Source organism: Citricoccus alkalitolerans, assembly GCF_039528175.1.
In the GTDB taxonomy this organism is placed as follows: domain Bacteria; phylum Actinomycetota; class Actinomycetes; order Actinomycetales; family Micrococcaceae; genus Citricoccus; species Citricoccus alkalitolerans.
The window spans coordinates 977,847-991,196 of the sequence record NZ_BAAALH010000002.1 but is presented as its reverse complement, the minus strand read 5'-3'; the positions used below and the strand labels follow the sequence as shown (position 1 = coordinate 991,196).

15 protein-coding genes and 1 pseudogene are annotated in these 13,350 nt (G+C 70.2%); 4 read left to right on the top strand and 12 right to left on the bottom strand.

What is annotated here, in order from left to right:
• Window positions 1-125 precede the first annotated feature (125 nt).
• The 9 genes from ABD134_RS10400 to idi are packed head-to-tail and all read right to left on the bottom strand — an operon-like array spanning window position 126 to window position 7,676.
• A complete protein-coding gene (locus ABD134_RS10400; protein WP_344229208.1) occupies window positions 126-917 on the bottom strand; it encodes a glycosyltransferase family 2 protein in 792 nt (263 codons plus the stop codon).
• Window positions 908-1,534, bottom strand: coding sequence for a DUF2238 domain-containing protein (locus ABD134_RS10395; protein WP_344229206.1), 627 nt, complete (start codon window positions 1,532-1,534; stop codon window positions 908-910). The genes ABD134_RS10400 and ABD134_RS10395 overlap by 10 nt, the downstream gene beginning before the upstream one ends.
• Window positions 1,524-2,408, bottom strand: a complete 885-nt coding sequence (locus tag ABD134_RS10390; protein ID WP_344229204.1) for a prenyltransferase — start codon at window positions 2,406-2,408, stop codon at window positions 1,524-1,526. Before ABD134_RS10390 ends, ABD134_RS10395 begins: the two co-directional genes overlap by 11 nt.
• The gene (locus tag ABD134_RS10385; protein WP_344229202.1) at window positions 2,405-2,719 is read right to left on the bottom strand and encodes a lycopene cyclase domain-containing protein; all 315 of its coding nucleotides are present in this window, start codon (window positions 2,717-2,719) and stop codon (window positions 2,405-2,407) included. Before ABD134_RS10385 ends, ABD134_RS10390 begins: the two co-directional genes overlap by 4 nt.
• The gene (locus tag ABD134_RS10380) at window positions 2,716-3,126 is read right to left on the bottom strand and encodes a lycopene cyclase domain-containing protein (RefSeq protein WP_344229200.1); all 411 of its coding nucleotides are present in this window, start codon (window positions 3,124-3,126) and stop codon (window positions 2,716-2,718) included. The genes ABD134_RS10385 and ABD134_RS10380 overlap by 4 nt, the downstream gene beginning before the upstream one ends.
• Entirely contained in the window at window positions 3,123-5,132 is a 2,010-nt protein-coding gene (gene crtI, locus ABD134_RS10375; protein WP_344229198.1) for a phytoene desaturase family protein, read from the bottom strand. Before crtI ends, ABD134_RS10380 begins: the two co-directional genes overlap by 4 nt.
• On the bottom strand, window positions 5,129-5,983 hold the full coding sequence (locus ABD134_RS10370; protein WP_344229196.1) for a phytoene/squalene synthase family protein: 855 nt from the start codon (window positions 5,981-5,983) through the stop codon (window positions 5,129-5,131). Before ABD134_RS10370 ends, crtI begins: the two co-directional genes overlap by 4 nt.
• Window positions 5,980-7,113 carry a polyprenyl synthetase family protein gene (locus ABD134_RS10365; RefSeq protein ID WP_344229194.1) on the bottom strand — a complete coding sequence of 378 codons (1,134 nt, stop codon included), beginning with the start codon at window positions 7,111-7,113 and terminating at the stop codon, window positions 5,980-5,982. Before ABD134_RS10365 ends, ABD134_RS10370 begins: the two co-directional genes overlap by 4 nt.
• On the bottom strand, window positions 7,110-7,676 hold the full coding sequence (gene idi / locus ABD134_RS10360; RefSeq protein ID WP_344229192.1) for an isopentenyl-diphosphate Delta-isomerase: 567 nt from the start codon (window positions 7,674-7,676) through the stop codon (window positions 7,110-7,112). Before idi ends, ABD134_RS10365 begins: the two co-directional genes overlap by 4 nt.
• Window positions 7,677-7,758: 82 nt before the next feature.
• Here idi and ABD134_RS10355 point away from each other — a divergent pair, with 82 nt between their 5' ends.
• The 3 genes from ABD134_RS10355 to ABD134_RS10345 all read left to right on the top strand — a co-directional run bounded on the left by ABD134_RS10355 (window position 7,759) and on the right by ABD134_RS10345 (window position 9,166).
• Window positions 7,759-8,274, top strand: a complete 516-nt coding sequence (locus ABD134_RS10355) for a MarR family winged helix-turn-helix transcriptional regulator (RefSeq protein WP_344229190.1) — start codon at window positions 7,759-7,761, stop codon at window positions 8,272-8,274.
• 16 nt (window positions 8,275-8,290) lie between these two features.
• The gene (locus tag ABD134_RS10350; RefSeq protein ID WP_344229188.1) at window positions 8,291-8,773 is read left to right on the top strand and encodes an FBP domain-containing protein; all 483 of its coding nucleotides are present in this window, start codon (window positions 8,291-8,293) and stop codon (window positions 8,771-8,773) included.
• Between the two features lie 159 nt (window positions 8,774-8,932).
• Complete coding sequence (locus ABD134_RS10345) at window positions 8,933-9,166, top strand: hypothetical protein (RefSeq protein ID WP_344229186.1); 234 nt, start codon at window positions 8,933-8,935, stop codon at window positions 9,164-9,166.
• 4 nt (window positions 9,167-9,170) lie between these two features.
• On the opposite strand, the gene ABD134_RS10340 is transcribed toward ABD134_RS10345, so the two are convergent.
• A complete protein-coding gene (locus ABD134_RS10340) occupies window positions 9,171-10,724 on the bottom strand; it encodes an SDR family oxidoreductase (RefSeq protein ID WP_344229184.1) in 1,554 nt (517 codons plus the stop codon).
• A 176-nt stretch (window positions 10,725-10,900) separates the two neighbouring features.
• Between ABD134_RS10340 and ABD134_RS10335 the strand changes: the two genes are divergently transcribed.
• The gene (locus tag ABD134_RS10335) at window positions 10,901-11,383 is read left to right on the top strand and encodes a pyridoxamine 5'-phosphate oxidase family protein (RefSeq protein WP_344229182.1); all 483 of its coding nucleotides are present in this window, start codon (window positions 10,901-10,903) and stop codon (window positions 11,381-11,383) included.
• Between the two features lie 82 nt (window positions 11,384-11,465).
• Here ABD134_RS10335 and ABD134_RS10330 read toward each other — a convergent pair whose 3' ends face one another.
• Together ABD134_RS10330 and ABD134_RS10325 are read right to left on the bottom strand one after the other, a co-directional pair.
• The gene (locus ABD134_RS10330; RefSeq protein WP_344229180.1) at window positions 11,466-12,794 is read right to left on the bottom strand and encodes a cytochrome P450; all 1,329 of its coding nucleotides are present in this window, start codon (window positions 12,792-12,794) and stop codon (window positions 11,466-11,468) included.
• Window positions 12,795-12,836: 42 nt separating this feature from the next.
• Window positions 12,837-13,350: pseudogene (locus ABD134_RS10325) on the bottom strand (HAD-IC family P-type ATPase); the annotation flags it as partial.

Sequence of the window (13,350 nt, the reverse complement as noted above, 5' to 3'; positions counted from 1 at the left end):
CCTGGGTCCGGCCGATGGCTTCCCAGATCGCCGACGCGTCGCGCCTGGTCCGCCAATCCGCGGGCAAGTACTCTACGTGGGCCGCGGGGTTGACCGGCAGAAGCCAGTGAGTGCACTCGGGACCGTCAGCGGGGTGCATGGCGAGCTTCCCCCACGAACCGCAGAGCCCACCGCTTCCACGGGGGCATCCGAGACCAGTTGAGGGACAGCGTGCGCAGGGCGCGTCGGAAGCGGCGGCCGAGCTGAGCCATCCCCCGCAGCGAGCGGGCCGAGACGCCCACCACGATGCGTGGCGCCGTGGCCACGACGCGGTGTGGCCCCAGCGTGAGGGCCAAGTCCAGGTCGTCATGCACCTCCCGCTCCGTGCGGTGCACCCGTTCCCGCACCTCCCGCCAGACCGATCGGCGGATGGCCATGTTGGAGCCCCACAGCGGAGCCCGGGCGGTCGCCGCATAGCCGAGGGCGTAGTAGGCGCCCAGGTAGAGCAGTGCCGCCGGGATCCCGACCAGCCGGGGCAGGTCCACGAAACGGCCCCAGCCGGTGACGGCGGCGGCCTCCGGACGGCGCGCCAGGGCCGCGGTGATCTGCTCGATCCAGTCGGGGCTGGGCAGCGAGTCAGCGTCAAGACGGGCGATCACCGGGGCGCCGGCGGCGTCATACCCGGTGGCGGCCGCGGCCCAGATGCCGATCTCCGGTTCCACCAGCACCCGAGCCCCCTGGGCTGCCGCCACTGCCGCTGTACCGTCGCCGGAGGCGTTGTCCACCACGATCACCTCGGCCGGAGTTACGGTCTGCCGGGCCAGGGCACGCAGGCACCGGTCCAGCAGGACGGCGTCGTCCCGAGCCGGGATCACCACGCTCACCGGCACTGGGGCCGGTGGTCGGGGTGAACGGTGCGACTCCGGGCTCAGGGCCATGGCCCGTCCTTCACGAGCCGGTCCAGGAACAGCCCGGCCAGCAGGGAGCCGAGCACCCCGGCGGCCAGATCGCCCACCGTGTCCTCGTAGCCGACCTGGATGGCCGGATCGAGCAGGGTGTGGCCGAACCACTCGCCCACTTCCCAGAGCACGGCCAGCAGGGCACCCAGCCCGGCGGTGAGCAGCGTCTGCCCGGTGCGCACGGCACTGGTGGCGGTGGAACCCGGCCGGAGCCAGCCGCCACGCAACAACGCCGCGGCAACGATGGCCGCCAGGAGGCCCGTGGCCACCACGTGAGCCATCAGGTCGAGCCACGGGATCAACTGGTAGGCGTCCAGCATGGCCGCCCAGGCGGCGAACAGCAGGGTGACGGCCGTTCCGGCCTGGACGGGCGCACGCAACGGTGCCAGGCGGACCACGGTCTGGCCCAGGAGCACCAGGGCATACAGGGCCACGGCCACGGTGCTGTCCCATAGCCCCAGGACCAGGCTGAGGAGCGTGAGCAGGGCGGCGGCGTCGGCGAGCAGGCGGGCCGGCAGTGGCCCGTCCACGCGCAACGTCCTCACGGCCTCCTGCCACAGTCGCGCGGCGAGCCCCCCGTGCGTCTCAGCCGCCACGGGCGATCCAGATCAACAGCAGGGTCACGAGGAACCCGGTCACCATGTTGAGCCACAGGAACCGCCGCCAGCCCCGGTTCGCCTCCTCACAGCGCTCATCCGGTAGGGAGCGGAACGGCAGGATGCTGGCAAGGTACGGCAGCACCAGCAGGCCGGCCAGGGCTCCGGGCCAGCCGGTCAGCAGCATCACGAGCCCGGCGGCGGCGTAGAGTGCCATCGCGGTTCGGACGGCTCCGCGGGCACCCAGGGCGGTGGCGATGGAGCCGATGCAGGCCTCCCGGTCCGCGATGACATCCTGCGCCGCGCCGAACGCCTGCGAGGCCATGCCCCAGAAGAAGAATGCGACCATGGTCGCCACCACGGGAAGGCTCGGCGTGGCCTCGGCCAGTGCCAGCCCGAAGACCGCGGGGCCCACGAAGTGCGTGGACGAGGTCATGGAATCCAGCAGCGGCCGTTCCTTCAGCCGGATCCGCGGGGCCGAATATCCCACGACGGCGGCCAGCACCACCACGAGCACCGCGCCGGACACGAGGGTCCCGGCGGACAGCAGGATCACCACGAAGGGCAGCGAGAGCAGCCCGGCGGACCACAGGGTCAGGCGATGCCATCGGTCCGAGAGGACGATCCCCTCCACCCCGCCCTTGCGCGGATTGCGCAGGTCCGACTCGTAGTCGAACACGTCATTGATCCCGTACATCAACAGGTTGTAGGGGAACAGGAAGAAGAGGATGCCTACGATCAACTCGGCGGTGGAACCACCGCCGGCCAGCAGGTACGCCGCGGCGAAGGGGTAGGCGGTGTTGATCCAGCTGATCGGGCGGGATGAGCCGAGCAGCTGACGGGTCGCCGCAGGGGCGGTGGCACCGGCCGTCATGCCTCCACCTCCCCTCTGGCCATCAGCAGGGAGCTGATCGCGGGCAACAGCAGCCCCGCCGCCACCGGCCAGATCAGGTCCTCGACCGGGGCCAGCCCCACCCGCCAGCCGGTGAGCAGCTCCTCGTTGTACCGGAACAGGTCGGCGGCGATCATCAGGTTGTCGAACACCGCGGTGAGCACCACGAGGACCACGACCGTGAGCCCCGTGGCGGTCCACCACCTCCGTCCGAGCCGGAGGCGCCAGGAGGCGTAGCCGGCCACCGCCAGCGGAACCACCAGGAAGAGCAGGGCGAGGGCAAGGTAGGTCACGGGCCCACCTCCCGGCCTGAGGCCGGACGCGGGGACCGCTGGCCGGCGTCGGGCACGGTGGATCCGGCCGCCGGCGTGGCCCCGTCATGACCGGTGCGGCCCAGGGCGAGGACGAACAGTCCACGCAGGACCAGGGTGAGATAGCAGAGGAACGTGATGAAGATGATCTCCTCCAACGGGAGCTCCGGGGCGAGCATGATGCCCGTCATGCCTGCGCTCTGGCCGGCGGCATAGTGCTCGGAGGCGATCGCTGCCAGATCCCAGGCGAGGAAGAACACGATGCCGAGGGCCACGGTGATCATCCCGGCCCGCGGTGCGCGCCAGAGCACGAGCCGGAACCGGTGATCGAGCAGTGCCATGCAGCCGGTCGAGACGAGCAGGGCGGCCAGGTAGAGGAAGGCCGTCATGACCGCCCCGCGGTGGACACAGGAGTACCTGGCGGTGGGGCGCCGGGCGGTGGGGCGCCGGGCGGTGGAGTGCCGGGCAGTGGGGTGCCGAGCAGGTCGGCCGGAAGCCGTTCCGCGGGAAACCGATCCGCCGGCGACGCCGGTTCGGGCAGGGGCGCCGCAGAGTGGTCCCCGCGCAACCGCTTGACCAGGATCTCCGCGCTGATCAGGCACATCGGCAGGCCGATGCCGGGAATGGTGCTGGAGCCGGCGTAGTACAGCCCCTTCACGCGCCGGGAGACGTTGCCGGCCCGGAAGAAGGCACTCTGGGCCAGGGTGTGCGCCGGCCCCAGGATGCCACCGCGCCAGGCGCCCAGGTCCTCGGCGAAGTCGGTGGGCCCCACGGTGCGGCGGACCACGGTGCGTTCGGTCAGGTCCGGGATGCCGGCCCAGCGGGCCACCTGCTCGAGGGCGGCGTCCGCGATCGACTCGATCACCGGATCGCCGTTGCCGTCCATGCCGCCCCGGCCCAGGTCCGGATCGGCGGGCATGGGGACCAGCACGAAGAGGTTCTCGTGCCCCTCCGGGGCCACCCCCGGGTCCGTGGCCGAGGGTTTGCACACGTACACGGAGGCGGGAGCGGGAACGGTTCCGGCCGCGATCGCGGAGAAGTTCGCCTTCCAGTCCCGCGTGAAGAACAGGCTGTGGTGCGGTATCTCCGGCAATGGACCACGCACGCCCAGCATCACCAGCACACCGCCCGGCCCGCTGGTGCGCCGGCGCCACCATTCCTCGGGGAAGGTCTGCAGTGGGCGCGGCAGCAGGGCCGTCTCGGTGTGGTGAAGGTCCGCGGCGGAGACCACGACGTCGGCCGGCAGCTCCCGCTCCTCCCCGCCCCGACCCCGGACCCGGACGCCGGTGGCGTGGGCACGCGGGCCACGTCCGGTCAGCTGGTCCCGGATCCGCCACCCCGACCGCCGCGGCTGAGTCGGCTGCCCCGGCCGCCCCGAGTCCAGGGTGACTCCCGCGTCGAAACAGGCCCGGCCGGCGTCGGCGGTGGTCAGGATGGCGGTCGCGGCGGTGCCGGCATGCAGGCGGACGCCTGACTCGCGGGCCAACCGGACCATGACGTCCATGAGATGGCTGAAGCCGCCCTGCGGGTACAGCACTCCGCCGGTGAGGTCCAGGGCACTCATCAGGTGATACATCCCAGGGGTGCGGTCCGGTGAGGAGCCGAGGAAGACGGCCGGGTATCCCAACACCTGGCGGATCCGCGGATCCGTGAAGCGTCGGGCCACGAACCGCTCCAGCGACTGCAGCAGCAGCGGGCCCAGCCGGTGCGCCTGGCTGGCCACGCTCCGGGACAGGAACGGCCGGACGGAGGAGAACGAGGTGTACAGGAAGCGTTCAATGGCCATGTCGTAGGTGCGCTGGGCCGAGCCGAGGTAGCGCGCCAGGGCCTGTCCGGCGCCCGGCTGGATGGCCTCGAAGCGGGCGATGTTGGTCTCCCGGTCTGCGGCGATATCGAGAGGGCCCGGCCGATGGTGCCCCTCGTGGCTGCCCGCGCCTGAGTCACCGCGTGCATCGCGGCCCGAACCGGCGTCTTCACTGTGGTCAGCGCCTGTGCCGTCGCCCTCGAAGAAGACCCGGTAGGCCGGGTCGAGCTGCCGCAGGTCGAGCTCGGCCTCGGCGGTGGTGCCCAGGAGCCGGAAGAAGTGCTCGAAGACGTCCGGCATCAGGTACCACGACGGGCCGGTGTCGAAGCGGAAGCCCTCGTGCTCCCACCTTCCGGCGCGGCCGCCGAAGGAGTCCCGGGCCTCCACGAGGTCGACCGAGTATCCCTCCCGGGCCAGCAGGGCAGCCGAGGCGAGCCCGGCGATGCCCCCGCCGATCACCACCACCTTGTCCCGCTCTGGGCGGGAGCCTGACTCCTCCTGCGGGCCAAGGCGGCTCTCGCCGCCCGAACGGGACGCCCCGTTCGCTACATCGTGCGCTGCCCTCCCACTCGAGGGGTCTGGAGGGCTCATGCGGTCCGACCCGTCAGGACCCGGAGGAGGATGAGTGCCTTCTCGGTGTCCGGAACGCGCACCCGGGCCTGCCGGATCTGTGCGGCCGGCGTCTGACGAAGGCGCCGGGACAGCGCGGCGAAGAGTCCATGGGCGGCCCCGACTGCTCTCCGGCTGCTGGACGGCAGGCAAGGGATCGCTGTCGCGGCCACGGCCAGATCAGCGTCGATGTCGTCCAGCAGTGCGTCGCGCTCGGTGTCACTGAAGGTTCCCGGGTCGAGGCCCGGGAAGTAGGTGCGTCCCAGGAGGTCATGGTCGTCGGCCAGGTCCCGGAGGAAGTTCACCTTCTGAAAGGCCGCGCCGAGGCTGCGGGCGGCCGGGGCCAGCCGTTCGAAGGTCACGGGGTCACCGGCGGTGAAGACCTTCAGGCACATCAGCCCGACCACCTCTGCCGAGCCATAGATGTACTCGGAGAGGCTCTGATGGTCGTGCTCACGCTGGCTCAGGTCCGCTCGCATAGAGGCGAAGAACGGCTGGATGAGCCCGGAGCCGATGCCGCACCGCCGGGCCACGTTCGCGAAGGCGTGGACCACCAGGTTGGTGCTGCGGGCACACTCCAGCGCCTTCATGGTCTCCGCCTCGAGTCCGTCCAACTGGGCCGCCCGCACGGCGGGCGTGAGCGCCGGGTCCGGGTCGTCCACGATCTCATCGGCCACCCGCACCAGGGCGTAGATGCTGCGGACGTCGGAGCGCACGGGTTCGGCGAGAAGCCGGGAGGCCCAGCCGAAGGACGTGGAGTATCCACTGATCACCTCGGCAGCACTGGCCTGAGCCACCCGGTCGTAGCGGTCGGCAGCGGAGGGCGCGTTCACCGGGCGCCCCGGGGCGAGCTGGTCAGCCAGGCTGGGGTCAGGAGGTCCGGTCTCCTGCCCTGGGTCGGATCATGCAGTGCCAGGACAGCGGTGTCCCGGATCTCTCCGACCAGCTCGGTGAGGACTGCGGCCAGAGCGGCGGGGATCGGTTCCCGAGCCGCTGCGGCGAGCGCCTCCTCCAGGTGATGGTCGGCCAGTTCCTGGACGGTAGACCGCGCGCCGCAGTCTTCGAGCAGCCCACGGGCACGGCCGGCGTCCCGGTGGTCCAGGTCAGGATCCCCGACCAGCCCTCGCAGGTCGGCCCACGCCGGAGTGGTGCGGGCATGGGCCAGCAAGGCGGTGTGCTTGCCCTCGCGCAGGTCCGTCAGGGCGCTCTTGCCGGTGCGGGTCTCGTCGCCGAACACCCCGAGCAGATCGTCCAGCAGCTGGAAGCCGATGCCGACGAGTCGGCCCAGGTGGGCCAACGCTGCGGTCACCTCGGCGGGAGCGCCGGCGAGGATGGCTCCGGCCTGGAGTGGGAGCTGGAAGGAGTAGACGGCGGTCTTCTGTTCAGCCACCCTCAGGGCCTCGCCCAGGGTGACCGGGCGGCCGGTCAGGTGCAGTCCGAGCCGGACGTCCGCCAGCTCACCGGTGGCCGTGGCGTGCACGGTGTCCTCCAGCAGGTCCAGGAGCTCCTCCACGAGCGGAGCCGGCGCCTGGCATCGCGCGACCAACCGGACCGCGGAGACCAGTGCCAGATCTCCCGCCAGGATCCCGGCGGCGTCACCGTAGTGACGGGCTGTCGGCTGATCCGCTCCATGCTCCCGCGCCGCCGCGGCGAAGGTCCCCGAGACGTTGGGGCGCCCCCGGCGGACGTCGTCCCCGTCAATCACATCGTCATGCACCACGAAGGCCGTGTGCAGCAGTTCAAGGGCGGCTCCGACGCGTGCCACGGACGCGGCCGAGGTCCCACCGAGGGCGTCATGGGTGGCCACCGCCAGCCCGGGGCGGAATCGCTTGCCGTCACCGGTGGCCAGGGACAGGGCCTCCCAGAGTTCGCGGTGATCCTGCCCCAATTGGAAGGAACGGGCCAGACCGGAGGCCAGGACTCCGTCCAGTTCCTCCGTGACCCGACCGGGGGTGTCCTTCACGCCTCATCCCCTCCCGTCCCCGCAGCCGGCCGCTTCCGGTGGGCGAGCACGCCGGAGAGTTGCTCGACCATCCAGGGGCTCACAGCCCAGGGTGCGGCCCGGACCAGGCCCTCGGCCTCGTGGGCCGGGACCCACCGGTAGTCCACGACCTCGTCCGGGTTCGGCTGGGGGTCATGGTGGGCCATGGCCACGTAGACGGGGCAGATCTCGTTCTCGACGATCCCGGAGGCATCCACGGCGCGGTAGCGGAAGTCGGGGAGGACACAATGGAGCCCGTGCACCTGCAGGCCCAGCTCATGGGCCGCGTAGCGGTCGATGGTCTGTTCGTACGACTCATCGAGCCTCGGGTGCCCGCAGAACGAGTTGGTCCAGACTCCGGGCCAGGCCACCTTCGTGACAGCGCGGCGCGTCAGGAGCAGGTCTCCGTTCGGCCGGAAGACATAGCAGGAGAACGCCAGGTGCAGGGGCGTGTCCGCCGTGTGGACCGTGGCTCGGGCCGCGAGGCCCTGGGCGTTGCGATGTTCGTCCACGAGCACCACATGGTCCTCCGGTACGGTGCTCACTGGCTTCTCCCTCACGCGATCGAAAATTCACTCGACAATCTAGCTAGCCTGTCTAGTGACCACGACATTAGCATTGACCACCATGGACAATCCACCGGGCAGCGGGGCCTCTTCCACACCCTATTGGTACGAAGTCTCCGATCCCACCGTCGGCCTGCTCCACGCCCTCCGCCGCTTCCGGCAAGCCGATCAGCGGATGCGGCGGCGCATGAGCTCTGACATGGACCTGAATGCGACGGACGTCGAGGCACTGCGGCACATCATCGCCCACCACGCGACGGGAGAAGCGGTGACAGCCAGGGGCCTGGCGACTCACCTGGACATCTCGACCGCGTCCACGGCGAAACTGCTCAACCGCCTCACCGAATCCGGCCACGTCCAACGGCGCCCCCATCCCGACGACCGGCGTTCGGTGATCGTGACCGCCACCGAACACGCCCATGCGGAGATCCGTGAGTGGTTGACCGATATGCACCGCCGGATGCTTGAGATCGCCCACAGCGTCCCTCACGAGTCCCGCCAGGCCGTCACGGATTTCCTACAATCGATGGCGGACTGCCTCGATCCGGAGGCCGTTGACGACACTCCAGACCGGTAGGAAGGACATCCCGACCATGTTCGCCCTGACGGAAGAGGCCATCCGCTCTTCCTTCGTCAATGCCTCCCGACGCGAGCGGACCGACGCGAGCCTCCCGCCGTCGTGGGCCTCGACTCCCTGGGAATCCCTCGACTACCTCGGATGGCGGGACCCCAAGCTCCCTGGCCGTGCCTACGCCGTCATCCCCCTCGGGACCGGTCGCGTGGTCGGCATCATGTTCAAGCAGGCCGAGGCCTCGGTGGGACTGCGCATGATGTGCGCATGGTGTGAGGACGTCTGGCTCAGCAACGACGTGGTCTTCTACGGGGCGAAGCGCTCCGGCGCTGCCGGCCGGCAGGGGAACACCGTGGGAACCTATCTCTGCCGGGACTTCAGCTGCTCGGAGAACGTACGCCGCGACCCTCCCCTGCCCTATCAGGGCTATGACCAGGAGGCTGCCCGGAACACCCGGATCATGCAGTTGCAGCAGAAGGCCGCAGCGTTCGCGACGAATCTGTAGAGCAGACGCGATCCGTGACGGCGTCACTCGATGGCAGGGCTAGCAATTCCGTTCCCGGCCATGATCGAATACTCGCATCCGGACCTATCCTGACGTCGACCCCCGCGGCCTCCAGGCCGCAGCCATCGGTTCGGACTCCGTTCCAAGGGAAGGAAGACCATGCTGAAGAAGCTGTCCGACATGGGCATCAAGTCCGACCACCTCTACACCGCCGGTTTCGCCTCCATCGGCCTGACATTTCTGTCCTGGGCCGTTTCACGGGGAAAGAAGGACGATTCGAGGGCGCAGTCAGACCGCTGGGGCCTGTTCATCGGCGAATGGACCCCGACGTTCTTCGCTCTCGGAGTGGCGCTGAAGCTGGAAGAAGGGGACCGCTCCCCGCTCAAGCGCTGAACCATCATTCGGCACCGGGTCGCTCCCCGTTGGCCCGGGGAGCGGCCGCAGCCAGGATGTTCTTCGCCATCGTCGGGAAGACGAGGGCATGGAACGGCTGGATGGCCCGCCAGTAGGCCCGGCCGGCCAGGCCGGAGGGGAAGAAGACCGCACGCTGGCGCAGACGTGACCCGCCACCGCCGAGCGGCTCCACACTGAACTGCAACCAGGCGCGGCCACCGGCGCGCATCTCCGCCCGCAGCGTGACCGAGTGCCCGGGCTCGACTCTCTCCACGCGCCACCAGTCGACATAGTCGTTGACGCGGAGCCGGCGGGCGTCCCGGCGGCCCCGCGCCAGGCCGTAGCCACCCATCACCTGGTCCATCAGGCCGCGGATTCGCCACAGCGCCGGGGCCGAGTACCAGCCGTTCTGACCACCGATGGACTCCACCACCTCCCACACCGCCTCCGGCGGGGCCTCCCCGTCACGCTCCCGGACGTCCGTGAAGACGGTGTTCCCGGCCCATTCCGGGTCCGAGGGCAGCGGCTGAGCCGGATCTATCGCCATCGCCGCCAGGACGTCGTCGTCCCAGGTCCGGTCCACGGTTCCCGTGCGCTGGCGCTCGATTGCCCGCCGGCACGCCTCACGGAAGTCCGTCAGGCCCTCGGGCGGATCCGGGACCAGAGCGGCGATGTCATGTTCCTCGCACACGGCGTCCTCGGCCATGGAAGCCGACAGGGGCATGGCGATGCCCCTGGGGATGGGCGTGACGACGCCGATCCAGAACCCCGAGAGGCGCGGAGCCGGAATGGGCAGCGCATAGACCTTGCGCGGCGAGAGGCCGGCGACGTCGGCGTACTCCGTCAGCATGGCGGCGAAGGACTGCGCCTGTCCGCACCCGATATCGAAGGTGCGGTTCACCGCCTCCCGCAGGGCGCAGGCGTGCGCCAGGTAGTAGAGCACGTCCCGGATGGCGATCGGCTCGATGCTGTTGGCCAGCCAGCTGGGCCCGGGCATCACCGGCAGCCGTTCGGCCAGATGCCGGATCATCTCGAAGGACACCGAACCCGAGCCGATGATCACCCCCGCCTCGAACACCAGCGTGGGCACCTCGCCGGCCAACAGGATCCGGGACACCTGCTCGCGGGAGCGCATGTGGTCCGAGAGCTCCTCCAGCGGCTTGTCCGGGTGCAGACCTCCCAGGAAGACGATCTGGCGGACGCCGGCCTCGGCCGCGGCCTGCGCCACGGTGTGCGCCATCTCCGCCTCCCGCTCCATGAAGTCCTGGCCGGAGCCCATGGAGTGCACCAGGTACACCACCGTGTGCACGTCCTGCATCGCCGTCCGCACCTGCTCACCCTGCTGAAGGTCGGCCTGGGCCGTCTCCACCGACTTGGCCCAGGACCTCTGGGACAGGTTCTCCACATTCCGGGCGGTGGCCCGCACCGTGAACCCGGAGGCCAGCAGCTCGGGGATCAACCTGCCCCCCACGTAGCCGGTGGCTCCGGTGACCAGTACGCGCCGCCCGTGGCCGGCGGGGAGTGACAGTTGCAACGGCGACCATGGTTCGGAAGTCATGAGCCCCACCGTACGGGCCAGTCGGGGAGCTGAGTACGGTTTCCACCTGGGAGCTTCCCGTGCATGCCTCCAGGCTCGCCCGCACCCCTGTCGGGCTCCGTGTCATCTGTGTTGGACTGGCCGCACCCACCCGATGGTCCGCGGACCTGTCGGATCGACACCACCGAGGAGGAACCATGGTTCACCACGATCCCGTGAAGACCCTGTTGGAGAAGACCGAGAAGGCGGGCGTGGCCATGCTGGCCACGACGGATGCCGATGGGCGCATCTTCAGCCGGCCGATGGCGATCCAGGAGATCGAAGAGGACCACACGATCTGGTTCATCACCAGGGTCAGTACGCCGAAGATCGGCGAGGTCTCCGGGAGCCAGCCGGTCAACGTCAGCGTGGCCGAGAGGGGCTTCTGGGCCTCGATCGCCGGCACTGCCACCGTGGAGGGGGACATGGAGCGCAAGAAGCGCTACTGGTCCAAGGTCACAGAGGCGTTCTTCGGTGAGTCCAAGCCCGAGGACCCTGACATCGTGCTGCTGAAGGTCACTCCGGAGTCCGGCGAGTATTGGGACTCCCCCGGCCTGCCGGCTACGGCCGTGGAGGTCATCAAGGGCATGGTCGGTGACCGGCCGGCACATCCCGGGGAGAGCAACACCGTCGAGCTCTGAGACCGGCTGCCGCACGCCGGCATGCCTGCGGGTCAGCGCGACGCCGGCCGGTGCCGGGCAGGTTTCCCCGGCACCGGCCCGCTCAGTGGCGGCGGACGGTGAAGGTGGAGGTGAACGGGTTCAGGGTGCCGGGCAGCACGGCGGTGTCCAGTGGTTGCTCCGCCACCAGATCACGCTGGCCCACCAACTCTGCCAGGACCAGGGATGAGGTCAGGAGGACCACGTTGCGGCCCGGACACATGCCGGGGCCGCCACTGAAGGGAACGAGTGGCCAGTCACCGTCACCCCGGTCCCGCATCCACAGATCCGGACTGAACCGGTGCGCCTCCGGCAGCGTGGCGTCGTCGCGGTGGAAGAACGGCGCGAAGATCACCACGGCGGTCCCCGCGGGAAGGACCCCGTTGCGCCAGCGCGTCTCGGCAGTGGTGTCCCGGAGGATCAGTGGCGTGGTCGGCCACAACCGCAGGGACTCCAGTACGGTGGTCCGCAGGGAGGGCAAGTCGGGTGCCTGGGGCATCTCAGCACGGGCCCGCTCGACGGCGCCGGGATGAGACACCAGGAGGGACAGGGCCCGGAACGTCGCCCACGCCTCGGCGTCGAAGGCGAACAACCACTGCGGCATCTGCTGCACCGGCTCGGCCTCCGCTGACGCCTCGGTCCGCGCGACCATCTCGGCCAGGCTTCCCGGCTCCGCATGGTCGACGTACTCCTGCAACCGGCCGAGGAACCGGTCCCGCAGCCGGCGATTCTGGGGCACGAGGTAGGAGAAGTTGCCCCGTTCCCGGAGGCGGCGGAGGTCATCGGTGACCTGATGATCGTCGCGGGCGCCCTCCCCCAGCACGATGCGCCGGACCATCCGACCCCACATCACCGCGAAGCCGTCCCAGTCCAGGGTGCCGGTGAAGTCCGCGTGCCCCAGCAGGGCCTCAACCTCCTCGGTGATGATGGCTCCCATCTGCTCGGCGTGGCTGTGAACGGGACGCTCCGTCTCCAGGACCTGCTCGTTGAACGGGCGGCGGGACAGCCGTTGCCGAGGCGAGGAGACCAGCGCATTGCCGGGCTCGAAGTGGTTCAGGGCACCCCGCTTCTCCAGCATGGCGGGTGAGAACGGCTCCGGGCTGCCGTTGAGGACCCGGTGCACGTCCTCCGGATCCAGGAGCAGCGCGATCCTGCGGCCCGGCAGGCGCAACTGGACCGGCCCGGCCCCGTGGCGGGATCGCAGCCGCTGCATCTCGGCAACGCCTGCAGCGTCCGCGTCGATCCGCTCGGCCAGCCCCACCGCCTTCGGCCTGCGGACGATCGGCCCCTTGATGACCGGACCGAGCAGCACCCGCATGAGGACGCGGGCCTGGTCCACCGGTCCAAGGCTCGGCACGGCTGCGGCGGGCAGGTTCGGCGTTGTGTCAGGCATGACGCCAGACTTCCACGGTGGCCAGGGCCCCGGCAAGACCGGTCAGGTGCTGACCAGTCGCAGATCCGTCAGGCCTGCGCCGGCACCATCGGCCACCGTGGCCGGCCGTAGACCCACCTCCCGCAACAGCTGGGCGTTCAGCGCCACCACCACGGTGGACAGGTACATCAGGATCGCCCCGACGCTCATGGGCAACACGAACCCGATCGGCGCGAGGACGCCGGCGGCCAGGGGGACAGAGAACAGGTTGTATCCGGCGGCCCACCACAGGTTCTGCTTCATCTTCCGGTAGCTCGCGCGGGACAGCTCCGCCACGGACAGCACGCCCGGGGGCCGTCGGAGGCCAGGATCACGCCGGCCGAGGCGATCGCCACGTCCGTGCCGGCCCCGATCGCGATCCCGACATCGGCCTGGGCCAGCGCCGGGGCGTCATTGACGCCGTCCCCGACCATGGCCACCTTGCCGCCTTCATCCTGCAACTGCTTGACCTTGGCGGACTTGTCCTCCGGCCGCACCCCGGCGAAGTAGCGCTCGATGCCCAGTTCCCCGGCCACGC

Bases quoted from the DNA above. Each gene is read 5' to 3' on its own strand.
- ABD134_RS10400 (WP_344229208.1), bottom strand. From the start codon at position 917: ATGGCCCTGAGCCCGGAGTCGCACCGTTCACCCCGACCACCGGCCCCA.
- ABD134_RS10390 (WP_344229204.1), bottom strand. From the start codon at position 2,408: ATGACGGCCGGTGCCACCGCCCCTGCGGCGACCCGTCAGCTGCTCGGC.
- ABD134_RS10380 (WP_344229200.1), bottom strand. From the start codon at position 3,126: ATGACGGCCTTCCTCTACCTGGCCGCCCTGCTCGTCTCGACCGGCTGC.
- crtI (WP_344229198.1), bottom strand. From the start codon at position 5,132: ATGAGCCCTCCAGACCCCTCGAGTGGGAGGGCAGCGCACGATGTAGCG.
- ABD134_RS10355 (WP_344229190.1), top strand. From the start codon at position 7,759: ATGGACAATCCACCGGGCAGCGGGGCCTCTTCCACACCCTATTGGTAC.
- ABD134_RS10350 (WP_344229188.1), top strand. From the start codon at position 8,291: ATGTTCGCCCTGACGGAAGAGGCCATCCGCTCTTCCTTCGTCAATGCC.
- ABD134_RS10345 (WP_344229186.1), top strand. From the start codon at position 8,933: ATGCTGAAGAAGCTGTCCGACATGGGCATCAAGTCCGACCACCTCTAC.
- ABD134_RS10340 (WP_344229184.1), bottom strand. From the start codon at position 10,724: ATGACTTCCGAACCATGGTCGCCGTTGCAACTGTCACTCCCCGCCGGC.
- ABD134_RS10335 (WP_344229182.1), top strand. From the start codon at position 10,901: ATGGTTCACCACGATCCCGTGAAGACCCTGTTGGAGAAGACCGAGAAG.
- ABD134_RS10330 (WP_344229180.1), bottom strand. From the start codon at position 12,794: ATGCCTGACACAACGCCGAACCTGCCCGCCGCAGCCGTGCCGAGCCTT.